The following is a 25,190-nucleotide window of genomic DNA, read 5'->3' as shown; positions in this document are numbered from 1 at the left end:
TACCGGTAATCATGTTATCCAATGTATTGCCTGTCCCATTAATATTGGCACTGCCGTTTAAGATCAAGGTTTCTACATTGGCCCCCAGGGTATAGGTGATGCTGGACTGCACAGTATCAGTTCCCTCTTTAGCGTTTTCAGACACCACATCGCCAGTATTATCTACGATGTAAATGTCATTGCCCAAGCCACCAAGTAGAGTATCCGCGCCAATACTGCCGTCGAGAATATTGCTAGCGCTGTTACCGATCAGAACGTTGTTCAATGTATTGCCATTGCCGCCAATACTGGCTATACCGGTCAATGTCAGTTTTTCCAGATTGGCTCCTAGCGTATAGTTAATACTGGACTGTACTGTGTCGATACCTTCATTGGCATCTTCTACTACTACATCTCCGGCATAATCCACTAGGTAAAGATCATCGCCGGTACCGCCATACAGAGTATCCGCACCTGCACCTCCGTCTAGAGTATCATTGCCGGCTCCGCCGGTTAACGTATTATTGACGCTATTGCCTAGAAGAACATTGTCTAAGCTATTACCAGTCCCATTAATTGCGGTTGCACCTATAAGTGTCAAATTTTCAACATTGCTGCCAAGGGTGTACGTGATGGATGCCTGTACTATATCCATGCCTTCTCCAGCATTCTCTGTTACCATATCCCTGGCATTATCGACAATATAAATGTCATTACCAAGACCACCAGCCATCGTGTCCCAACCAGTACCTCCATCCAGCACATTATCACCACTATTGCCAATAATATAATTGTCCAATTTATTGCCCGTTCCGCTACTGTTAGCTGTGCCGGTCAGCGTCAGATTCTCAATGTCTGCCCCGAGTGTATAGCTAACTGATGTTTGTACTGTATCCGTGCCCTGGGAGTCGTTTTCAATGGCAACATCGTTGATATTATCCACGACGTAAATATCATTTCCCCCACCGCCGATCAGCGTATCCGCGCCTATCCCGCCGTCCAATATATCATTACCCCCACCGCCAAGAAGAACATCATCCCCATCATTCCCATACAGCAAATCATCGCCGCCAAAACCACCAACTACATCGTTGGAGCTAGTTCCCTGCAACGTTTCATCACTATCATTTCCTTGAAGGGTTACCAGCTTGGAGGTAATCTGCAAATCAGACATTACCGTTCCATCGGCAAATTTGAACTGCTTGATAGTACTGCTTTTATTCTGGAACCAATCCTCAATAGTCAACGTTTCCCCACTGTCTTTTAATTTTAAAACCAATCCATTACTCGTCGCCAGATATTCAAATGATTCCGGTGTAATCCCTGCACCAAATTGTACTAAATTATTGCCAGTATCATCGGAACTAGTAATTCTGTCATTGCCATAACCAAATCCATAAATGTAAGTATCGTCACCTGCATTGCCTTGCAAATAGTCGTCGCCAGCCCCGCCGTCGAGAATATCATTACCAGCACCAGCCCAGAGTTGATCATTGCCATTCCCGCCGTATAAGGTATCGTTACCCTGCCCCCCAAATAAGCCGTCATTACCGTCTCCCCCATCTAATAGATCATCTCCACCATTGCCGGAAAGAAGGTCGTCGCCACCAAGACCATACATCTTTTCATTATTGTCGATTCCGTTTATACAATTAGCATAGGCAGAACCATAATAAGTTGTTATCATGGACTGAATCTGCTCTGCCGTGATTATGGTGCCATCTGCAAACTGAAATTGGTTGAATTGATAATCCGTTCCAAAACGCCAATTTTTTAAAGTAAGCGTTTCTCCGGTGCTTTTCAGTTTCAATGTTAACTGAAAAATCGAAGTATCGTCTATGTACTCAAACGATTCGGGAGTAATACCCACTCCAAATTTCACTGTATCTTTGTCGGAAAGGCCACAGGAGCCGTATATCGTATCGTTTCCATAACCACTTCCGTAAATATATGTGTCATCTCCTCCATCGTCCAATATACAATCATTTCCAGCACCACCATCTACTGTATCATTGCCGATCCCACCGGTTAAAGTATTATCAATGCTGTTACCTATGATCATGTTGTCTAAGGCATTACCTATCCCCAAATTTGCTGTTGTCCCCATAAGCACCAAATTTTCAACATTGCTGCTAAGAGTGTATGTGGCGGTCAACTGTAGTACTGTATCCATGCCTTCCCCGGCATTTTCAATTACTTTATCCCAGATATTGTGCACAATGTAAGTATCATTGCCAAGACCACCAGCCATCGTATCCCAACCGCTAATTCCATCCAGCACATTGTTACCGCTGTTACCAATAATATAATTATCCATTTTATTTCCTGTCCCGCTACTGTTAGCTGTGCCGGTTAACGTCAGGTTATCAATATACGCTCCAAGGGTATAGCTAACTGATGATTGTACTGTATTAGTACTTCGGGAGTAGTTTTCAATAACAACGTCATTGACATTATCCACGATATAAATATTACTTCCCCTACCACCAATTAGTGTATCCGCGCCTTCTCCGCCATCAAGCACATTTCCGCCATCATTACCGATTAATACATTATTTAACGTATTCCCAGTCCCATTAATCCGCCCAGTGCCGGTCAGGGTCAAATTCTCTACATAGTCTCCCAGCATGTATGTAATACTTGATTGCACGGTATCCGTGCCTTCACCCGCATTTTCAATAACCAAATCTCCCGCATTATTTACAACATATGTGTCATTGCCTGCACCGCCGGTTAAAACATTGACACCGCTATTGCCGATCAGTACATTATCCAATTCATTCCCAGTCCCGTTGGTGGCTGCACTACCGGTCAGCGTCAGATTCTCAACATTGGCTCCCAACGTATAGGTTATCGAGCTCTGTACCGTATCAATACCTTCATCAGGATTCTCAATTACCACGTCTGCAGCATTATCCACCACATAGATATCATTGCCAATACCGCCAAGCAGCGTATCAACGCCTGCCCTGCCATCTAGAATGTCATTCCCCGCTCTACCGATCAATACATTATTGCCGCTGTTGCCAAAAAGCACGTTATCCAGCTCGTTACCTGTTCCGCTGATGTCCGCCGTACCGGTCAGAGTTAAATGCTCAATGTTGACTCCCAGCGTATAGGTCAGTGAAGTCTGTACGGTATCTGTTCCTTCACCTTCATTCTCGATTACCGTATCTGCAGCATTATCTACTATGTAGGTATCATTACCAGTTCCCCCTATAAGAGTATCCGCACCTGTACCACCGTCCAGCACATTATTGCCTCTATTGCCAATCAATTGGTTATCTAATGCATTCCCCTGCCCATTGATACCCGCTGCGCCGGACAATACAAGATTCTCTATATTGTCACCCAGTGTATAGGAAACATATGACTGTATGCAATCTATTCCTTCATCTGTGCCTTCATTAACCCTATCCCCAATATTATCCACCACATAGGTATCGTTGCCGGTACCACCAAGGAGAGTATCCGCACCCGCACTGCCATCAAGAATATCGTCCCCGGTACCACCCGTCAATACATTAGCGCCGCTATTGCCGACGATCGTATTAGCCAGCTCATTGCCTGTACCATCAATATTGTCGCTGCCACTTAAGGTAAGGTTTTCCACATCGGCTCCTAAAGCGTAAGTGATCCTAGCTACTACAGTATCCATGCCTTCGTCCGTATTTTCAATCACTACATCGCCCATATTGTCTACGACATATTCATCATCACCCATGCCGCCAGTCATGGTATCCGCACCAAAATCACCGTTGAGCGTGTCGTTCCCTGAGCCACCGGATAGTATATTGTTCCCGTAACCTCCTGTTATTGTGTTATCCAGTTCGTTGCCGGTACCGTTTATGCTACCACTGCCACTTAATGTGAGGTTTTCCACATTGGCCCCTAAGACATAACTGATACCGGACATTACAGTATCCGTGCCTTCTCCCATGTTTTCCGCCACGATATCGCCTATATTATCTACAACATAGGTATCATCACCAATACCGCCAAGCAGCGTATCGGCACCGGTGCCGCCATCCAGAATATCATTGCCCACTCCACCGGTTAGCACGTTGTTCCCGCTGTTGCCAAACATGACATTATCCAGAGTATTGCCGGTGCCATTCGTGTTCGCAATCCCGGTTAACATCAGATTCTCTACATTGCTCCCCAGATTATACGTTATGGATGAAAAGACGGTATCACTGCCTTCATCAGCGTTTTCGACTACCACATCGCCGGCATTGTCAACTATAAAGCTGTCATTCCCGCTACCACCAACCAGCATATCGGCACCGGCACCACCATCCAGCCAGTCATCGCCACCGCCGCCGGATAGAACATTATTTGCCCCGTTGCCGGTTAGTTCGTTAGCCAGCGTATTGCCCGTCCCATTGACGGCCGCTCCGGCGAGAATAAGATTTTCCACATTCGCCCCCAGTGTATAATCAATGGTCGCATAAACCGTATCTATTCCCTCATTCGAATTTTCAACAACCACATCTCCTGCATTATCCACCAGATAAACATCACTGCCCGCCCCACCAATCAGGGTATCGGCGCCCTGCGCCCCATCCAGCTTGTTTGCGGCGCTGTTTCCCATCAGCACGTTATTGAGCGCATTGCCGGTCCCATTTACCGCATCCGTACCGGTCAACGTGAGATTTTCAATATTGTCGGCCAAAGTAAACGACACGGAGGCTTGCACTGTGTCCGTTCCTTCGTCGGCATTTTCAATAATCCGGTCGGCCCCATCATTCACAATATAGGTATCATTGCCTATACCGCCAAGTAAAACATCACTGCCACTTCCGCCGTCAAGCACGTTATCACCGCTGTTACCGGCAATCCGGTTGCTCTGGGCATTGCCTGTACCGTTAATATTAGCCGTCCCAGTCAGTGCAAGTTCCTCTACCTCATCGGGGAGTACATAGGATACACTCGTCTTTACCGTATCATAACCTCCGCCGGCCACTTCCTGGACAATATCTCCGGCATTATCCACGATATACGTATCGTCTCCGGTACGCCCCTCTATCGTGTCAGCGCCCAGCCCACCATCCAGTGTCTGCCCACCGGCATCACCGATCAGTACATCATTGCCATCAGTCCCTTGAAGCAAAGGATGAGCCGTCGCCGGAAAGGCATCTGGTTCAGCAAAAATGAAATTAGCTGCCGAAAGCTGGTCTGCCGTTATATTAAACAGGGAAATGTACTGGGTACCAACAGCCATAGGGCCAAGCCAAACCCGTAAAAACGGTTGCCCATTAACGGTAAGTGACGTAAAGTTAAGATCGTCAAAGGATTTCACTTCACGAATGTGCGAAAGATCAATTTTTTCATTCTGGTTAGTCACTTCAAAATCATCGATTAAGTTTTTCATCAGTCCTTGGGATGCTGACGCCGATGTATCTTCAACCACAACAAAATGATCATCACCGCTGCCGCCAGCAACAGCCCCTCCGGTAAATTGTCCTTCTGTAACTGTTATATGCTGCGCAAGAAAATTTGTAGTAGCCAAATTGCTCAGCCCCTGGTCTCCCTCAAGAAATATAGTGTCATTACCTGCATCCCCACAAACATAATCAATGTCGTCACCGCCGGACAGAGTATCGTCTCCCGCTCCGCCAAAAATCACATCAATTCCGGCTCCGCCATAGATTTTATCATTTCCACTCCCTATATTTCCTCCTGTTTTTTCACCATACAATTCATCGTCGCCAGCGCCACCATAAATTATGTCACTACCATTCCCTCCGAACACAGTATCTTCGCCATCCCCGGCCCAATATGATACATCCAGTCCATCTGGAAGTTCCGTCTTTCCATCTGATGAATCGCTGCCAAAGGCATACGCATTACTACTCATTAGATCACGAGGAGTAATTCCTTCACCGATACTTATAAAATTATTAGTAGACAACGTATTTGCCTCTACGTTTTTGAGCAGCACCGATTGATTGCTGCCAATATTCACACGAGTATCCGCACCCTCTTGGGTAAAAGTTAATACAGATGAGGCACTTTCCCCTAATCCGGACAATGCAATTCTATCTGTATCAGCTGAGAAATCAGGGATAACATCACTACTTCCACTTTCTTCGGCAATTACAAATAAATCCCCATCTGATCCACCGCTCATTATGTCATTGCCACTTCCACCAAATAATACATCCTTACCGGAACCACCGGAAAGAACATCATCGCCGCGACCGCCCACAAGAATATTGTTAGCTGCATTGCCAATTAGAGTGTCATTAAATTCTCCGCCGATCGCATTTTCAATTCCGTCCGGATTTTCTATAGTCAGTGCAACTCCAGCTAAGCTAGCACTGCCCGCCGCCAAATCAATCCGGCTTGCGCTCGCAATTGCGGCAGCATTAATAGTATCTATACCTCCGTTAGTGTCATGTAGCACGTTACGGCCATCACTGGCGGCAAGTGATGCAAACTCGTTAGTATAAACATACTGGTTGTCAAGTGAACCTTCTTTTCCATATACATTAAGACTCCAACTGCTTAAAGTACCGACACTGCCACTCACAGTATCAATCACCTGGAGTTTCCATGTCCCTACCGCGGTTTCGCCCCAATCCCGGGTAGTTGTAAATACATAATCAAGCGTATCGGAACCGTTAAACGTCATGTCACCCCGCGCATTTACATCATTGGGCGATTTTCCCGGTCGATTCATTAAAACGGATTCTGTCCCGGATGGCGAAATCAGTTTCAAAATAAGATCACCGGGGCATTGATGCGTAAGGGTTACTCGAATTTCAACATGTTCAACTTGAATATTATTTTCCGGAACTGTCAGCGTGCTTATAATTCCATCGGCACTGCCATCGGGAATTGTCATGTTAATTGTGCCTGATGACGGTTGCGTGGTTAGGGAATATTCATTGCTAAAAGTCTGCTGAGTCGTCCAATTTTCAGCAAGATTCACCGCAGCCCTGGCATCCACCTCTCCAAAACCATAATCATGGGAGACGTGCATGCTTCCCCCATTCCAATTTGTTGCCCCGTTATTTGTCCAGTCAGTATTCGAATCAGCTACCTTTTTAGCCGAAAGAGCCAAAATCTCTTGAACATCACGATAACCAAGCTCTGGATTTGCCTGAAGCATCAGCGCCACAATACCTGATATAATGGGCGCAGCAAAGCTTGTCCCCTGCGACGTGGTCGTATCGGAGCCGAAGATACTGCCATTATCCCCCTGAATCATCCGCGAGGTAGACTCAATATTAGAACCGGGTGCGGAAACAAGAATATTAGCTCCCTGATTCGAAAATGGAGCTTGCCCCACCTGCAGCATACCCAAATCTGTTTGGGCATTGATCGCTCCGGTAGTAATTGATACCCGGTTATTACCGGTATTGGCGTAGTTTGTGTTTCCCCCTTGCTGGCGTTCATTTCCCCCTGCCATTACAATCACCGTACCCAGACCGTTGCGCCCATCTCTCGCTGCTTCCAGATAAGGAGTGGCAATCTGGCCGAGCCCAGTCGGGGTAAATGTCAAGCCAAAATTAACTGATCCCCCCCAGCTATTGTTGGCAATATCGTACCACTTCATATGAGAAAGGCCAGACCAATCTTGAGCATTAATCCAGTGTCCGGCCACCGTAGCATCATAAGCAACGCCTACACTGCCCTGACCATTGCGGGAGGCCACCATTACGCCTGCTACCATCGTGGCGTGGTCGCTGTACCGGCCCTCGGCGCCCTCCCCGGCCAAATTACCCGGTGTAGCAGCCGCCAACCAGTTAGGATCTATATTGTCTTTTAGATCGTAATGGGTATAGTCAAGCACCTCTTTGGTCACTGCGAAAGCGCCTCCCGGCTCAAACTGCCCGATCCGGACACCCTGACCGGTATAATTTTTCCATACCGGCAGAATGTTGGCCTCCGAAAGATACCATTCATCCACCACCAGCGGATCGGAAGGTAATTCCGGCGTCTTCAGATATACGGCCGCCCGCATGGGAGCGGTCGTCCCAGTGGCCACTCCGGCCTTGGTCTGAACTACTTCGGTACAATTTCCCTTGCTGTCAGCCACCGTGTATTTAAAGGCCATCAGCCCGGTATAGTTCGGATCAGGCGTAAACAGAATGTCTCCCGCCTGCGTGATAGTCGCCGTTCCGCCTTGCACGTCATAAAGACCGGTAATGTGAAGAGCATCCCCCTGCCAGTCAATATCATTGGCCAACAACTGGCTGGCGGCAATGAGATGGGCCGTGCTGCGGTCAAAGGCCGCTCCGTTCTTATCCGCCGTAAGCACATCCTTTACCGGCATTGCGCCTTCCATTCCTACATTTGCACCGCTGGGAAGATCAACTCGACTAACATCTTTGAAATTAACCTTTTCCACATTTTTTACAAAGTCGGTGCCGTCACGGCCGGCGACGGTATCGCTGATGAAGACGCCAGTATCCGTCCGGGTAATGCGGTATTCACTGTAGCTGCCGGTGTATTCAACGACATCGGTACCGTCACCGCCGTCAATCATGTCGTCGCCTTCCCCGCCTTTTAGGACGTCGTTGCCGCTGCCGCCATACAGTGCGTCATCACCTTGTCCGGCCTCCATATAATCATCACCGCCGCCACCGTACAGAATATCCTGGCCGCGGTTGCCTCGCAAAACATCATTGCCATAGCCGCCATCAATATAATCGTTGCCATCGTCTCCATTGATCACATCGTTGGCGGCGCCGCCGATCAGAATGTCGTCGCCATCACCGCCGTCCACGTAAACCGTGCTTGTCCCGCCGCCAATGAAAACATCGGCGCCGCGGCCGCCCTGGGCAACTTCCACTTCGGCCTGCGCCAGATTCAGCCGGACACCTTTGTCCCCCACCACCTGAACAATATCAGTGCCGGCCCCGCCGTGAATATTCTCCTGCCGGTCATCGCCGTCAATAATCAGGATATCATCGCCGGCCCCGCCGTAAAAGATATCGCTGCCGCCGTCACCGACCAACATATTATTCTGGTTATCCCCTTGCAGAGTGTCATCTCCTGTTCCTCCTACAAGGTTTCGCACCCCCAGAGCAGCGGCATCAATCACTTCGCCGCCATCGCCGGCCACATAGGCGCTGACTGTGGACTCTCCGTCTTCCGTACTGACAAGCAGTCCACTGCCGGCTACAGTGGACGTACTGCCGTTGGGATTAGCCAGAAAATTGGCGGCCACAGCCTCCCTGGTAACCAAAGCAGCCCCTGTCGTACCGGCAGGCACCGGCTGGCCGTTGGCATCCACCCATTCCGTAAAGGTGCCGCTGGCCAGCACCTCATTGCCGTTCAGCACTTTTCCTGACTGGGTCGTGCTAACCAGACTAACGCCGGTGATCCCCAGCTCGGTCAGGCTTTTTAACTCCGACGCCTCACCGGAATCAATCACCCCGTTATTGTTGACATCATCCCAGGATTTTCCGTCATGATTGGCATCCACCCAAACCTTAACGCTGTTCCAGGCCGCATCACCGGCATTGAATATACCGTCATGGTTGGAGTCCAGACTGGCCAACGCATCAAAGCCATTCTTGTAAGGTTTGGTACCGGTATCACCATTGGTTCCGGCCTGTCCGCTATAATATTCGGAAAGAGTTTCCGACATATCATCAATCTTGCCGTTGCCATTGCGGTCGACAACCACAATACCGTCCCCGGATGAAACCCAGCCGGTCTGCTCCAGCTTGCCGTCATGATCGGCGTCAAATAAAACAGGATTCGTGGCATAATCAGTCAGCTTAACGCCGTCGCCATTGAGATCCAAAACGAGCGGGTCAATCGGGAAAAAGGTTTGGTTGCCATAGGTATTCACCTGGGTGCCATGGATTGCCTGGTAGGCCAGATCGGCAATGCTGAGCGGCTCAAAGGTGTATTTTTGATTGATATTCACATTCCCCGGTGAATACCAATTGGAAGTAAACGAGTTTATATACTGATCGGTAATACTGGTGCCGTAATTCAAGCTCCAGGCGTTGTTTGTACTGATCGTCGTGCTGGCATCCTGATACACAATGCCTTGATTGACACTGTTAACTGCATCGGTTTCCCCGGCAGCCGTATTCTGGGTAGGGGTGGTAATACTGGTTGTGGTGGTGACGTTGATGGTGTTGGTCACACTTCCAGGCACTTCAATTAATTTTATTGTTGTTCCAATTTCTAATGAACCGGCTGCTATCGTATTCAACTTTTCTAAATCACCAGATTCAATACCTATCGGCAAGTGAGATGCCGCATCCGAATAAGTACCATCCTTACCAATAACACCATAAACAGTATCCCCTGATCTTAACTGACCATTATGCGTTATATTCTCCAGTTCACTAATTGTAACCGGTATTTGAAGAACTGTATTCGGATTTACTATCTGATTGTATTGAGGTAAGGTCCGCACCCCGTCTCCATAGATTTGTTCCAATTTATCCCATCCGTCGCCAGGTTGTAATGTAACCTGCACGTAGTAGTTATTGGGGTCCGTGTGGACTAAATTTATTTTACCTCCATCATTCTCGTAATTTATATAAGTTTTCTGATTTAGGAATGTATCGAAATCATTTTCTTTTAATAAATCACTCCACGATTTATTAGAATTAGAAATAGTAAGAGAATAGTCAGGCATTATAATTACACCTGTCGCTATTAAATATGTTGCCAATTTCACGGTAAGAAAAGCTTGAGTCGGGGTACTTGACAGTTGATAGTAATATTGAAGAAGGATTCCACTGGCAGCCCAAGATACTTTAAATGATTCCATTGTCCATTTTTTTAAATAATCTATTACTGGTTTATGGCTTTGATAATAATCTTCTGAAGTTTTCAGCTTATTATCAATATCATTAATCATTGCAGTCATTTCTTCTGCTGTAGGATATTCTTTAGGTAATTCAGTCATTTCGTTTCCCTCCCATGCTCATTACTAATATATCTAATTATCATCGTATTCATTACCTTATCATGCAAAGCTTGTCTCCTACTGTTCAAAAAGCAACTAATATAGCCCATTCCTATAAATAAGATACTCAAGCATTTAAATAGATTTCTTAATGTTATATGTTCTAACTTCAAATTTTTTTCATCTATTTTAATAATGTTGATATTGAACAATCTCTTTCCTGGAGATTTCCCTTGAGAGTATTCAAATATTGAAAAAATCAATATACTTATTAAAAATAATACTAAATAAAATATTGATGAATTTATAATCATATCTGTTACATACGACGTGACATCCAAATAATTTTGATAAGCTATAGTTGGTTTTACTAACCTAAATATACCACCTCCCACAAAGCCAATAACAAATAAGGATGCCAATACTAATATTGCATATAATATAGCAAAGAAGATAATATCTATAAGGCCTGCAATTAATCTTGAGAATAAAGCTGCAGGTAAATGATTATTCAAAATTTGTTTATTATTAATCAAAATTGTACCTCCTCTCCATGTTTACAAATTAAGGATTCTCATCAAAATGTGTATACTTTTATTCTTGTTATCCATGACCATCAAACGATCTTTTTATATTACGGAAATTGGAAGTGAGACAGAAGTGGACATTCCCTGTTGACAATTTTTGCTATTACGCCACACGATCTTCCTACTAGCCCCTCGCTTGAAAACTTTTATTTTTGTAGAGTGAAGGTTCAAAATAGTTCATCCTTCCTCAAACTCGCTTAACACTCCTCCTGCCTGGTTCTCATATTATATTTTCTTTGAATTTCCTTTGAAAAATCGTACTGTAATACATTCTCTTTGTTCCATTATATTCCTTTAATTAAAATAAAAGTATTTACTGTATTTTTTTGTCGATTATTGACATTTATTGCAAGACAGTTCTTTTAATGATTAGGTACTTTCTTTTTACGTTTTCAGAGTTGTCATTTTTTACTCAATTCAGAATCATAAGAACCGTCCCCCCGTAGTAATCTGGGCAGGAGTGGTAATGCTGGTTGTGGTGGTGACGTTGATGGTGCTTTGGACATTATCATACGGAGGAGAATAACTTGGATATGTTTTACCACTACCATCCGTAACCCAACCTTGAAAAATATAATCGTCAGGAACTTTACCTTCCCATAAGCCGCCCCCCACTATCATTGCGTATCCTTCATCCAATTGACTTACTCTATCACGCAAATCATTATAATTGCCCTCAAGTGCAGGTGCAATATATCGTTCATTATAGTTTGCCATAGCATTCAGTAATGATACGTTAGCTGCTGGCCACGCACTAGGACTCTGTGGAGTATCATAGGCCATGTTAGTCCCATCAAGAGACAGTGACTGTGTGCCTATTCCAGCTTGCCATAACTCCTGAAATGCAAAATCTGGGCATGCGTTCCATCCACCTATATAATCTCCAAAAGTATTATCCGCACGAGCTGCCTGACAATTTTGGTACAACGTATTATATTGGTTCGCACTCACAGCTAAGCTTCTTTGATATGTCACATCAAGATATCGCCAATCGTCATTTCTAACCAAACCCGGGCTAGTGTACATGCTTCCCTCTACTGATGGATGAAAGCCAAAATTAAATTCTTGACCCGTCTCATCATTTCTCAACGTCAACCACACGTGTCCAGTCAGAGATTGAATTATTTCTCCATTCTCTTCTTGGTATCTAGCGCCCGCAGTGGCAATTTTTACGATAACACTATACCCCATTAGTTTCCCCTACCTCCCTATATATTGTTAAAATACTAAATTTCTCTAATTCCCCATACCACTTACTTATCCTCATCTAGTTTTCATACAATCTTTCGCTGCCTGCCTACTCAATATAAAAAAACGATAGATAGCTGCAATTGGCAACAAAGTTGCAAATAACGAATATTTCCAACCGAGACCCATGGCTCCTGGAATTACTCCGGTTGGAAGCCAAGAAATTATGCCAATCCACATTAAAACAGCATGCTTTTTCATATCTTTGGTTTTATCTGCAAAATTTACTGTAATAAAAAAAAGAATGATAGATATTAATCCAAGATAAAACATTACATTCATAGTTACTTCGCGATTCAGAACATCCATTTTATAATATGATTCTGCAAACAGAATACCCGCCAACCAGCCCATTGGCCAAAGTAATAAATATGCAGATATTCTCGCTGTTTTCTTTCTCGAATTATAAACAAGTACTGCTATTGGTAAAACAAAAATGTAATGTAGTAGCACATTTATGGAAAGTTCAATGATCTCTTTTTTTAGAGTTAAGCCAATAAGCGATCGAGAATGTTGATGAACTTCCAAGCTTTGAAAACAAGCAAAAGTCATGCCATATGTTGCAATAACTGACCATATCCAAAAATGCTTTCGGCAAATAATCAAACACTCTATAAAAACCATCAACACAACGTAAAAAACAGTTAATGGCCAAAAATCGTGCCAGCCGTTCGTAAGTCCAGGCCAACTAAAAAACACCACTATCATTAGCAATATTGTTATTCCAATATCTCGTTTGCAAGCGTACCATTTTACTCTTTTATTCACGTAAATCCCCCTTTCAAATAGCGTTTGTTATTAGCTGAACCATATTGGGGGGGACATCCGGGAACGTTCCCCCGGTTGACAACTTTTTGTTATTACGCCACACAATCTTCCTACTAGCCCCTCGCTTGAAAACTCTTATTTTTGTAGAATGAAGGTTCAAAATAGTTCATTCCCCCAAACTCTCTCAACACTCCTCCTGCCTGCTTCTCATATTACATTTTCTTTGAATTTTCTTTGAAAAATTGCACTGTAATACCTTCTTCATATTCCATTATATTCCTTTAATTAAAATAAAAGTATTTAATGTATCTTTTTGTCGTCTATTGATATTTATTGTAAAATTAATATCATTTTTCAATCATCTTAACTCTGTATTGCCAGAACCAGCGCCGTTTTACGACTAAGAGCCCCAAATCCGGAACAGGTTACCGGATTTGGAGCTCTTAGTCGTATCGACCTTTTTTCTACAGATTGCGGCGCACCACGTCAAGAAATTCTTCCTCGCTATCTTTGATGACCAGTTCATCATTGATATACCCAAAGCTCTGGTCTTCATGCTGACCGCATTCACCGATACATTCGACCTGTAAATCTAACTCCTGCAGCATGTCCTGTAATTTTTCCATATCCACATGGGAACAGCTTGGACAGACCCTGACCATCCGCCAGACCCCCTTTTATCATATCAACCACAGTATATCCAGGGTACTGGGAAACCATACCAAGTTAGCCGCTCCGTTAGTGACAACGGAGCGGTTAGCTATGAGCCACCGATTTAATGAGGACTGTATGGCAAAGACGAAAACTCTCAACATGAGAAATTAATCTTCTCTTAAGCTACATTTACCGTTTCAGCCGTGCGCAGCAAGCGGGCCGAGTTTAGCACCACCAGAATGGAACCGGCATTATGGACAATGGCGGCAGCCACCGGCCCCAATATGCCTACGGCGGCAAAGCCGATAGCGACTATATTGATCAGATTGGCCACTACAATATTTTGTCCAATCGTTTTATAAGCACGCCGGCTTACCTGAATGGCTTCCGGTATTTTCCGCAAATCGTCCGACAAGAGCGCAATATCGGCCGCTTCGATGGCAATATCGGTGCCGGTGCAGCCCATGGCAATCCCAATGTCGGCCTTGACCAGAGCCGGCGCGTCGTTGATACCGTCGCCAATCATCGCCACTTTGCCGCCGGCAGCCTGATATTCCTTGATAAAATTCACTTTATCTCCCGGCAGCAAGTCGCCGTGAATGACCGGAATGTTCAGGCGGCTGCCAATCGCATGGCCGGCGGCGGCAGCGTCGCCTGTTAGCATGACCAGACTGGCAACCTGCTTAGGATACAGGGTACTAAGCACCTCGGCCGCCTCCTGGCGAATAGGGTCTTCAATGACCAGCATGCCCGCCACCGCGTCGCCTTCCACCAGGAAAACCACCGTGCCTCCCAGAGCCTGTTCCGCGTCGCAATAGGCGACCTGCTCGGCGGTTAGTACGATGTCACGGCCAGTTAACAAAGCCTTATTACCTAATAGATAGCCAATCCCTTCATAACCGGCGATAATCCCTTGCCCAATAACCGGACGCCAGCTATCCGGCTCGACCGGCAGAATGTCTTCTTCTGCGGCTGACTGCAGGATGGCCTTGGCCAAATGGTGCTCCGAACGTTTTTCAATACCGGCCGCTATCCCCAATATAAAAGCCCGGTCGCGGCTACCGAAGCAGCGGACCGCCTTTACCTGAGGCTTGCCGAGCGTAATCGTGCCGGTTTTGTCAAACAAAATGGTATCAATCCGTCCGGCCGATTCCAGGACCTCGCCACCCTTGATCAAAATCCCCCGCCGGGCAGCCGCGCCAATAGCGGCGGCGACAGCGGTAGGCGTACTGAGCAACATGGCGCAGGGACAAAAAACAATCAGAATGGTAACACCCCGGACAATGTCGCCTGTCACCAGATAGACCAGCAAGGCAATCGTCAAACTAAGCGGCACAAACCAGTTGGCCCAGCGGTCAATCATCCGGGCAATCGGCGCCTTACTTTCCTGGGCTTCCCTGACCATATTGATAATATGCCCCAGCGCCGTATCCTGCCCGACCTTGGTAGCCACCAGTTCGATACTGCCTGACGTTGCCAGGGTACCGCCGAAAACTGTATCTCCCTCCCGCCGCTCCAATGGAATGGATTCGCCGGTGATCGCCGATTGATCCACCGAGGCATAACCGGCAGTAACCAGACCGTCAACGGGAATTTTATCCCCCGGTTTAACCAGCAACCGGTCGCCAACCTGCACGGCTTCGGCGGCAATCTCCTGCTCCACACCGTCTTTTAACAGGCGCGCCTTAAGCGGCGCCAGTCCGGCCAGCTTCTGGAGCGCCGAATTGGCTTTCTCCAACGTCATATGCTCCAGCAGCTCGCCGATCGTCATAATCAGCGCTACTTCGGCGGCGGCAAAATATTCACCGATAGCAAGCGAAGCAATGATGGCGATGCTGACCAACAGCCCCACCTTGGTATCACCCCGCTGCCAGATGGCCCGGATAGCTTCACTAACGATCGGATAACCGCAAAGGATAGCGGCAATCAACGCAGCATCTATACCTGCGATGCTGGGCAGCAGCCCAAACCAGTAACCGCCGGTCAGCAGCGCCGTCACGGCTATAATTATATAATCCTTGGTATGGCCGCCATGGGTATGTTCGTGGCCGTGACCGCAGCTTGCCTGCGGTTTAGGTTTCTCTAATATAGTTGTCTTCTCCACAGAAACCACCTCACTCTTCAATATGCTCAAGGCATTGACGAAACAGTTGCACAATATGGCCGTCGCTCAGGGAATAATATACGTGCTGCGCCTCCTTACGGGTTTTTACCAGGCGCATATTTCGCAGCAGCCGCAACTGATGGGATACGGCCGACGGCGACATATTAAGCAGAGTGGCAATATGGTGCACACAGAGTTCCTCGGCCTCGGCCAAAACAAAGACAATCTTGACCCGCGTTGGTTCGCTCAGCACCTGAAAGGTATCGGCCACATCCAAAAAGATTTCTTCATCCAGCATGCTATCTTTTATCACGGCTAGCCGCCGCTCTTCCACGCACAGATTATCACCGCAGTCTGCCAGTTTTCCTTTCATCAATGAGCACCTCGCTTTAGTGCGTATATGAATATACGCTCATATAATCACATACTCATTATAATCAAACCAAGCGCCGGAAGCAATACCCGCTCGTCAAAAAAAACAAAAGCCAAAAGCACCTGTTTGGCGCCTTTGGCATACCTTACATCCGGACTTTATGGTGGTCCTTCCATGCGGGTCAGATTATCAAATTTAGTAAATTGCTTATGGAAAAAGAGCTGGACCGTATCCACCGGGCCGTTACGGTGCTTGGCAATAATGACTTCGGTAATATTTTTCTTCTCCGTATCAGGATTATAGTAGTCTTCCCGGTACAGGAAGGAGACGATATCGGCATCCTGCTCCAGTGAGCCCGATTCCCGCAGGTCGCTTAGCATCGGTTTTTTCACCTGACGGGACTCGACGCTGCGGCTAAGCTGCGAGAGTGCGATAACCGGCACATTGAGTTCACGGGCCAGTGATTTCAGCGAGCGGGAAATTTCCGAAATTTCCTGCTGGCGATTCTCGCCGCTGCGACCGCTGTTGCCACCCTGCATGAGCTGCAGATAGTCAATGATGATCAGCTTCAGCCCGTGTTCAATTTTCAGCCGCCGAGCCTTGGCGCGCAGTTCCACCACGCTGATGCCCGGCGTATCGTCAATGAAGACAGGTGAAGACGACAGCCGGTCTGCCGCCTTGATCAGCTTGGGCCAGTCCTTATCCTCCAACTGGCCGATGCGCACCCGCTGCGAGTCAATGGGAGCCTCGGCGCAGAGCATACGCTGCACTAACTGCTCCTTGGACATTTCCAGGCTGAAAAAGGCCACCGGCTGTTTTTCCCGGATCGCAATATGCTGGGCGATATTCAGCACAAAGGCAGTTTTCCCCATACTGGGGCGGGCCGCAATCAGGATCAGGTCCGAAGGCTGCAGGCCCGAGGTCAGTTGATCCAGATCCTTAAAGCCTGTGGCCAGCCCGGTGATGCCGCCCTTGGATTCATAGAGCTGTTCAATCTTGTCAATAGCACCAAAGATAATACTTTTGATCGGGGTAAAATCCTGGCCGACCTTGCGGTTGGAAACCCCCAGGATTTTCTTCTCGGCCTCGTCCAAGATCGTCGCCACTTCCTCGGTTGCCTCATAGCCCATGCCGGCAATTTCAGTGGCCGAATTTATCAGCTGCCGCAGCAGCGCTTTTTCCTCAATAATCCGGGCGTGATACAGCACATTGGCCGCTGTCGGTACGGCATTGGCCAGCGAAGTGATGTAGGAGATACCACCGGCTCCCTCCAGTTTTTCTTCCTTGCGTAAATATTCGGTTACGGTAATCAAATCTACGGCGTCGTTTTTATTAAAGAGCTGCAGCATGGCATTGAAAATCAACCGGTGCGCCTCGCGGTAAAAATCTTCTTTGCGCAAAAACTCGGCCACTTTGGAGATGGCCTCCCGTTCGATCAACATGGCGCCCAGCACCGACTGCTCGGCTTCCACATTTTGCGGTGGTACTCTATCTATCAAGCAAATTCCCCCTCACCCACTCGTACCTTACGGTGATCGCAGACTAAAACAAGAGTATAGGGACGGCAGACCATCCCTATACCAACCTGTCAGGCGCTGATTTGTTCGATCTCAGCAAATAAAATCTGCAAGGCTTCTTCCACTGTATCCACCGGACAAATTTCCAGTCCTAGATGGGACTGCGGAATATCCTGCTCGTTTTCCTTCGGAATAATCATCGTAGTAATGCCGGCTTGCTTGGCACCGTAGGCTTTTTCAAAGACGCCGCCGACCGCCTTGACCTTACCCTGAATAGAAATTTCGCCGGTAATGGCTACATTCTGCCGGATGGCCTGTCCAGTAATGGCGGAAATGATGGCCGCCGTAATGGCTGTGCCGGCCGACGGACCGTCAATCCGGCCGCCGCCGATAATATTGATGTGAATGTCGTAATTGTTCAAGTCTTCGCCGGTAATCTTACGGACCACCGCAGCAGCGTTAAAGACCGAATCCTTAGCCATGCTGCCGGCTGTGTCGTTAAACCGAATACTGCCTTTGCCGGCTTCCGTCAGCGGGAAGGCCACCGCCTCGATCTCCAGCACCGAGCCTAGATAGCCGGCTACGCCGAGACCGAATACCTTACCCACCTCAGCGACTGCCGCGGCCTTGTGGGTTACATAAGGCGTCAGGCGGCTCACCTGGGCTACCCGGTAGACATCCTCCTTGGCAATACTCAGCGAGGTTGGATCGCTGTCGGCGCGATACAAGGCCAGCCCGTAAGCATCGGACAGAATATTGATGGCTTTCCGGCCTTCAATAGTATATTCACTGATCAGACGCGGCACGTCGGCATCCATATCGACGCCCAGCTTTTGCGCCGCGTTATAGATAATCTCTTCAATGTGCTTCGGCGTCAGTGGTTCAAAGTAAATTTCGGCACAGCGGGAGCGAATAGCCGGATTGATATCCTCCGTATCACGGGTGGTAGCCCCGATAAGAATAAAATCAGCCGGTGCCCCTTCCTCAAACAGTTTTTTAATATATTTAGGGATATTGCTATCGGTCGGATCATAGTAGGCCGACTCAAACGACACCCTCTTATCCTCCAGTACCTTGAGCAGCTTATTCTGCAATAAAGGGTCCATTTCGCCGATTTCATCAATAAACAAAATCCCGGCGTGCGCATCGGTTACCAACCCCGGTTTGGGTTCGGGGATACCGGTCTCGGCCAGATCTCGCCGCGCCCCCTGATAAATAGGATCGTGGACCGATCCTAGCAGCGGATTGGTCATATCGCGGGAATCCCAGCGCAGGCTGGTGCCGTCAACTTCAATAAACGGCGCATCCGGTGCAAAGGGCGTAATTTTCATCTTCTTGGCTTCTTCCAACACCAGCCGGGCCGCCGTAGTCTTGCCGACGCCGGGTGGTCCGTACAGGATCAGATGCTGCGGATAAGGCGAAGCCAACTTGGCCCGCAGGGCTTCAATCGCCCGTTCCTGACCCACGATTTCTCCCAATGCCGCCGGACGCAGCAATTCCATGGCTGATTTGGTCAGTCCTTTTTGCTCCAGCACCTCCAGCATGGCGTATTTTTTCAGGGTCTGCGGATTTTCCACGCTGTTTTGTTCTTCCTTCAGCACTTGCATCTTGATTTCTTTCACATATTCCTGATGGCGTTCTTCCATCTTTTCCGCAATTTTTTTCTCCAGCTTTTCTTCCACTGTGCGACGGGCCATCAGATCGGCCAGTTCATCCTCAATTTCTTCCAGAATATCCGGAATCTCCTCCGGCAGCGGCAGTTTATCCACCGTCGGATCCTCAAATACGACTTTTTGCAAGGCCAGCACCCGTTCCGGCAGGCTCTCGGAACGCATCAATTCCAGCGCGTCCAGCTTGCCGGCCCGCAGCACCACCTTCTCGGCCCCCATAATGCCGGAAAAAAGGCCGTACAGGGAAGCCACCTGGCGTTTTAATTGTTCGTCTGACGATGTTTTTTGTTCCATTGACTCGGTTCGCAGAAACTTATTAAAAAAGTCTTTCATGCTGTTATTTCCTTTCTATGTTCCGAACGAACCACTACTATTTTATCTATTGTCCGTTCGCGCGCTATTGTGCCCGGATATGGACCTGGATTTTGGCTGTGATCTCCGGATGAATCCGGATAATCGCCGGATAAGTGCCCAAAGATTTGATGGTTTCCTTCAGCTCGATTTTGCGTTTGTCAACCTCAATGCCATGCTGGGCAACTAACGCTTCGGCCACATCCTTACCGGTAACTGAGCCGAACAGCTTACCGCCTTCACCGGTTTTTACGGCAATCGATACTTCCACCTTGGAAATTTGCGCCGCCAACACCGTTGCCTCATCCACCTGCTGCTGGTGCTTGCGTTCTTCCGAGGCCTTTTTCTGCTTGGTTTCGTTAATGGTGCTATTGTTAGCTATAATAGCCAGTTTCTGCGGCAGTAAATAGTTGCGGGCATACCCTTCCGATACTTCAAGAATTTCCCCTTTTTTGCCGAGCTTCTTAACTTCTTGTTGTAGGATTACTTTCATTCTCGTCACTCTCCCTTATATAGTTAGCGCTGAGTTCAATGACCCGCTGCTTCACGTCATCGATGTCCGCCCGTTTAAGCTGTGCCCCAGCCATGGTTTGATGGCCACCGCCGCCAAATTCCTCCATGATAACCTGGACATTGACGTCATCACTGGAACGGGCGCTGATGCCCACACCGTCCTCCAGCGGGAACAGCACGAAGCTCATCCGGGCTCCTTCGATGCGCAGCATGGCATCGGCGGCCTGGGCCGATACCATTTGAGCATTTTTTATATGATAGGGGCAGGTGGCAATAACCACGCCGCCCGGCAGCATTTCAATATTGCGGATAATCTCAGCCCGCGCCTTGACAATATCGAAATCGACGCGGAACAGATGCTTCACCAGGCGCGGATCAGCACCGGCCCGCCGCAGGAATGAGGCAGCCTCAAAGGTTCTTACCCCGGTCTGCACGGCGAAGTTTTTAGTATCCACCACAATTCCGGCATACAAAGCCGTCGCCTCGATCCGGGTCAGGTCCAGCTTGTTATCAAAATACATAAGCAGCTCGGTAATCAATTCCGAGGTGGACGACGCCGACGGTTCGAGGTACACCAAAAAAGGATTGGCAATAAACGACTCGGAACGCCGGTGATGGTCAATCAGAATAATCCGCTCAATCCGCTCCAGCAGTGCCGGCGCAGCCGTCAGCTCCGGCCGGTGGGTATCGACCACTACCAGCAGCGTATCCTCTGTTCCTTGCCCCACCGCTTCTTCCGGTGTAATGAAGAAATCCTGGTACTCGTCGTATTCTTCCAGCAGCAGCTGCAGCTTATTGACCGCCACGCCGGGCTGGCTGACCACAATGTGCGTTTCCCGTTCCAGATAGCGGGCCATTCTGGCAACGCCAATCGCCGCCCCCAGACTGTCAAAGTCCTCGGTCGCATGCCCCATAATCAGCACCCGCTGGGCATCACCCAGGATTTCCTTGATAGCCTGCGCCACCACCCGGGCTTTAACCCGCGTGTTTTTCTCGGCCGCCTTGGTTTTACCGCCGTAAAATTGAACCTTACCGTCAATATGGACGGTAACCTGATCACCGCCGCGCCCTAGCGCCAAGTCCAGACCGCTCTGCGCCCGCTGGCCCAGTTCGCCTACAGTGGCTTCGTCGGCCGCCACGCCGATGCTTAGGGTTACCGGAATCCGGTTGCCGGCCTGAACCGCCCGGACACGGTCAAGAATATCGAATTTATCCTGCATAGCTCTCGTCAGCGCTTGGCGGTCAAAAATAGCAAAGTACATGTCTTCGGCGTATTTTTTCAAAAAGCCGTCCAGCTCGGTCACCCATTCGACCAGTAAGTTATTAACTTCCGCCAAAATGACGCTGCGTTGTTTCTCATTCAACCCAAACAGGACATCATCATAATTATCAATCTGAATATGAGCCAGCACGGGCAAGGACATGCTGCACTGGGCCCGTTCCCGCTCGCTGGCGGAAATATCCGAAATATAAAGAATCATAAACTCCTGTTCAGCATTATCTTCTTTGAGCATTTTATGAATGACCTGAAAATGCCTGTCACCGACCGATTTTATAAAATGACCCGATTTGCCCCAGATTTTCGTAACAGTCAGTTCCGGCCACAGGTCAGTGAGTTCCTGGCCCTGTTCAACTTCCCCTTTACCCCAGTCGGTCAGGACAGAATTAAACCAGTGCAGACGTCCTTCGGCGTCCACGATAGCGATAGCTACGGGCAGATTTTGCAGAGCATAGCAGGTCGCCTGGTCAATGGTCTGGGACATGGAGTTCAAATACACGTTTAACGCCCGCTGCTGCTGAGCATAGCGCTCTTTGCCATACATGTACAGCACAAATAACAGGATAACTCCCAATATGGCAAAATAGCGGTTATAAAAAACGATAATCATAAGTAACGCAGCCGACACAGCCAGATAAACCCGTGTATCGAACCAAAAAGAAGGACCTTGTGGCATAATTTCGCCTCCATATCACAGCGTCAGCCTTCGAACACGTTTGTAAACTATTCCGTTAGTTTGCAAACACACCTAAGCTACGCTACTTCAAACTGCGAGACCGCAGCCGCCGGTAATCAAAAACCACGTCCCACAGTCCGGCAAAAAAGGTCAGCTCCATACAGAAGCCGTTAGTGAAGGTTAAGAACAGTATAATACCCTTTACCAACCTTGACAAATTGTATTTATCGGCAAGGTAGTAAAATAAAGACAGTCCCTGCAAAAAGAAGAGCACCAGGAGCAATATTCCCAGATTGGCACTGATCGTATCCAGTGGCTGTACGCCCCGGTAGTGACCCCAGTAAAACATAACTGCCACAACAGCACCGGCATATAATATGCTGCGCGGCAAATGCCATTCGGTAAACGGAGGAAAAGTCGGGACCTCCGTCCCCAGCCGCCGCAGCAGGACTCGGGCCGCCAGCAGATTGACCCAGGCATATACCACTGACGTAAGCACCAGCAAACCCGGCAGCAGCAGCTTTAAAAGCTCCAACGTAGCCGCCGACATGGCCGCCATACTGGTTAGCTGTTCTTCATTGAACAGTCCGGTGGTGCGGTATATCGTCTGCACCTCACCGAAGGCTTCAGTCATCATGTCCAGTTGATCAGCCAACGGGTTGATACCCATAACCAGAAAACCCAAGGCCAGTACGCCGGTCAGCGAGGCAGCGGTTGTCACCAGCAATGTTTTCAACGGGTGATACTTTTGCCTGATCGCGTGCCCCAGCACGACGCCCATGCCGCCAAAAGCCAACACCGCCTGCAGCGCCGTCAGCGGCTGCAGCACCATAGCCGTCACCAGACCGGTTATCACCACCGCCAGCAAGCTCCAGTTATAACCATGGCGCACTCCCAGCAGTGTAAGCGGTACAGGCCAGATAATTCCGGCCACTACCCCAAAAACTGGCAGGTAAACACTCATAATAATCATCACAATCGCTACGGCTGATAAAATGCCGCTTTCCGTCATCGGCCGAATCCGTGTCTGCTGCATCCGCTCATCTCCTCTGCTGCAGATAACGTTGACAGGCGGTAAAATCACCGAATAAGCGCTCCGCCTCATGTTCCTGCCGTATATTATCCCCAATTTTTCCCATAATAATCTCATCCAGTTCCCCAAAGGAAATACCCAGCCGCCTGGCCAGGATATAGCACAATATAATCAGGGATGCCAACCCCTCCTTGATCGCCTGTTCACTGTTCTTGGCCATCGCCTGGTATAAATAGCCCACATTGGCAATGAGCTCCGCTTTTAACCACTCTATAAACCGCATTTTGCGCAGAATTTCCGTTTCATGAGAAAACAAGGCGTTTCCCTCCTTATGATGTGCCAAACAGACAGATCGTAAATATATTCGGAAAGCCTGGCCCGGTTTCCTGCCGCCGGTGCGAAAAATAGCCGATAAAAGCCGGTTAAGGCACCTAACCGATCAGTCAGCCATAAAATAAGGCAGTTGTATCGCCGGCCAGGTCCGGATTTTGGGCCGCCGAATGACCATATCCACATGATACCTGGATTTACTTCGGCCCAGCCCGTAGCTGTCGCCCAAGGCGAAATGCACCGTTCCTGCCGCTTTTTCATCGACTGAAATATTACGAACCACCTGTCGGCAGGCGGTATTAAAACCCAGCGCAAATTCGCCGATCTGATAAATATCCGGTGCCTTGGGGGCAAGGTAAGCCGCCATAGCGGGTGAGCAATTCACCAGCCTGCCTTGTACAAACTCAAGGTGCTGCGGCTCGTCAGGCAACCAGGAACGGCTTACCGTCCCGTCGACTACCAGCACACCAGTAAGGGTTTCCTCCACCGGGCAGGTGTAGATCTCTCCATCCGGCAGCTGGGTTAGGGCCTGACTGCGGCACATACCGTCCTCGGCCAGCCAGCGCCGCCCCTTGACCGAAAAGCGGATATCGGTACCCAGCTCGGAGGTAATCGAAAACTCCTCCACCCGCTCTAGTTCCGCCTTGGTCTGCGCCAGCAACGACGCTAACGCCGGATATTCGACATCACCCCAAAAGGCATCGGCCAGATAGTTTTCCTCCCAATCATAAAGGGTCAAAATCCGGCAGCCCTGAGTCCGCAGCGCGGCACGCTGCGCCAAACAGCCCTCATAGCCCGGTCCGGCCGGCTGATAGAGTTCCAGCGCATGGCTGACCTCGGCCAGTTCCGGTCCGGTTAACAGCTGGCTAGGGCTGTGAACGAGCAGGCAGGAATAGGGCAATAGGCCGGCGATAGCTTCCGCCAGCGCCCTGTTTCTCTGATAGCACAAGACAATTTTTCTCACCGGAAACTCGCTGTCCGTCAGGGATGCCAGCAGATTTTGGCGCAATCTGTTCATAGAGAACCTCCCAAAGCTTATTAGGGCTTGTTTGTAAAATATCCGGAACGCTGCTTGACGGTGATTGTTGTACCATATTTACTTAACATCTTTTGAAATAGGGGCCGCTATTTCTGCATAATGTTACCGTGCCTGGCATGAAATCACGTGTCCAAGCTTATTCCGTTACTTTACAAACAAGCTCTACTTATATTTTATTTAT

General features: G+C 48.4%; 14 protein-coding genes. All 14 read right to left on the bottom strand.

What is annotated here, in order from left to right; translation table 11 throughout:
• On the bottom strand, positions 1-10,393 hold a 10,393-nt coding region (locus F3H20_RS14275; RefSeq protein ID WP_188128349.1), incomplete at its 3' end, for a S8 family serine peptidase.
• A 470-nt stretch (positions 10,394-10,863) separates the two neighbouring features.
• Complete coding sequence (locus F3H20_RS14270; RefSeq protein ID WP_188128348.1) at positions 10,864-11,403, bottom strand: RDD family protein; 540 nt, start codon at positions 11,401-11,403, stop codon at positions 10,864-10,866.
• A gap of 474 nt (positions 11,404-11,877) precedes the next feature.
• Positions 11,878-12,645: a hypothetical protein gene (locus F3H20_RS14265; RefSeq protein ID WP_149735585.1), complete on the bottom strand. Its 768-nt coding sequence runs from the start codon at positions 12,643-12,645 to the stop codon at positions 11,878-11,880.
• A gap of 72 nt (positions 12,646-12,717) precedes the next feature.
• Positions 12,718-13,470, bottom strand: a complete 753-nt coding sequence (locus F3H20_RS14260) for a hypothetical protein (RefSeq protein ID WP_149735584.1) — start codon at positions 13,468-13,470, stop codon at positions 12,718-12,720.
• Positions 13,471-13,934: 464 nt separating this feature from the next.
• On the bottom strand, positions 13,935-14,132 hold the full coding sequence (locus F3H20_RS14255) for a DUF1450 domain-containing protein (RefSeq protein ID WP_149735583.1): 198 nt from the start codon (positions 14,130-14,132) through the stop codon (positions 13,935-13,937).
• A 170-nt stretch (positions 14,133-14,302) separates the two neighbouring features.
• Positions 14,303-16,228: a heavy metal translocating P-type ATPase gene (locus tag F3H20_RS14250; protein WP_149735582.1), complete on the bottom strand. Its 1,926-nt coding sequence runs from the start codon at positions 16,226-16,228 to the stop codon at positions 14,303-14,305.
• Between the two features lie 10 nt (positions 16,229-16,238).
• Positions 16,239-16,601 (bottom strand): ArsR/SmtB family transcription factor, encoded by a 363-nt coding sequence (locus F3H20_RS14245; RefSeq protein ID WP_149735581.1) that lies wholly within the window; start codon positions 16,599-16,601, stop codon positions 16,239-16,241.
• A gap of 158 nt (positions 16,602-16,759) precedes the next feature.
• A complete protein-coding gene (gene dnaB / locus F3H20_RS14240) occupies positions 16,760-18,100 on the bottom strand; it encodes a replicative DNA helicase (RefSeq protein ID WP_091750183.1) in 1,341 nt (446 codons plus the stop codon).
• 89 nt (positions 18,101-18,189) lie between these two features.
• Positions 18,190-20,121: a Lon family ATP-dependent protease gene (gene lonC / locus F3H20_RS14235; RefSeq protein WP_149735580.1), complete on the bottom strand. Its 1,932-nt coding sequence runs from the start codon at positions 20,119-20,121 to the stop codon at positions 18,190-18,192.
• 64 nt (positions 20,122-20,185) lie between these two features.
• The gene (rplI, locus tag F3H20_RS14230) at positions 20,186-20,632 is read right to left on the bottom strand and encodes a 50S ribosomal protein L9 (protein WP_149735579.1); all 447 of its coding nucleotides are present in this window, start codon (positions 20,630-20,632) and stop codon (positions 20,186-20,188) included.
• Positions 20,604-22,607 (bottom strand): DHH family phosphoesterase, encoded by a 2,004-nt coding sequence (locus F3H20_RS14225; RefSeq protein WP_149735578.1) that lies wholly within the window; start codon positions 22,605-22,607, stop codon positions 20,604-20,606. Before F3H20_RS14225 ends, rplI begins: the two co-directional genes overlap by 29 nt.
• A gap of 82 nt (positions 22,608-22,689) precedes the next feature.
• Positions 22,690-23,643 (bottom strand): YybS family protein, encoded by a 954-nt coding sequence (locus tag F3H20_RS14220; protein ID WP_188128347.1) that lies wholly within the window; start codon positions 23,641-23,643, stop codon positions 22,690-22,692.
• A 4-nt stretch (positions 23,644-23,647) separates the two neighbouring features.
• On the bottom strand, positions 23,648-23,956 hold the full coding sequence (locus F3H20_RS14215) for a MazG-like family protein (RefSeq protein WP_149735576.1): 309 nt from the start codon (positions 23,954-23,956) through the stop codon (positions 23,648-23,650).
• A 123-nt stretch (positions 23,957-24,079) separates the two neighbouring features.
• On the bottom strand, positions 24,080-24,988 hold the full coding sequence (locus F3H20_RS14210; RefSeq protein ID WP_149735575.1) for an aminopeptidase: 909 nt from the start codon (positions 24,986-24,988) through the stop codon (positions 24,080-24,082).
• Positions 24,989-25,190: the final 202 nt, after the last annotated feature.

This window comes from Propionispora hippei DSM 15287, from assembly GCF_900141835.1.
Taxonomy (GTDB): domain Bacteria; phylum Bacillota; class Negativicutes; order Propionisporales; family Propionisporaceae; genus Propionispora; species Propionispora hippei.
The sequence above is the reverse complement of the archived record's forward strand: the minus strand, read 5'-3'. Positions and strand labels throughout refer to the sequence as shown.

Excerpts from the sequence above, each read along its gene's own strand:
- F3H20_RS14245 (WP_149735581.1), bottom strand. The coding sequence starts at position 16,601 with ATGAAAGGAAAACTGGCAGACTGCGGTGATAATCTGTGCGTGGAAGAG.
- F3H20_RS14255 (WP_149735583.1), bottom strand. The coding sequence starts at position 14,132 with ATGGTCAGGGTCTGTCCAAGCTGTTCCCATGTGGATATGGAAAAATTA.
- F3H20_RS14225 (WP_149735578.1), bottom strand. The coding sequence starts at position 22,607 with ATGCCACAAGGTCCTTCTTTTTGGTTCGATACACGGGTTTATCTGGCT.
- lonC (WP_149735580.1), bottom strand. The coding sequence starts at position 20,121 with ATGAAAGACTTTTTTAATAAGTTTCTGCGAACCGAGTCAATGGAACAA.
- F3H20_RS14210 (WP_149735575.1), bottom strand. The coding sequence starts at position 24,988 with ATGAACAGATTGCGCCAAAATCTGCTGGCATCCCTGACGGACAGCGAG.
- rplI (WP_149735579.1), bottom strand. The coding sequence starts at position 20,632 with ATGAAAGTAATCCTACAACAAGAAGTTAAGAAGCTCGGCAAAAAAGGG.
- F3H20_RS14265 (WP_149735585.1), bottom strand. The coding sequence starts at position 12,645 with ATGGGGTATAGTGTTATCGTAAAAATTGCCACTGCGGGCGCTAGATAC.
- F3H20_RS14220 (WP_188128347.1), bottom strand. The coding sequence starts at position 23,643 with ATGCAGCAGACACGGATTCGGCCGATGACGGAAAGCGGCATTTTATCA.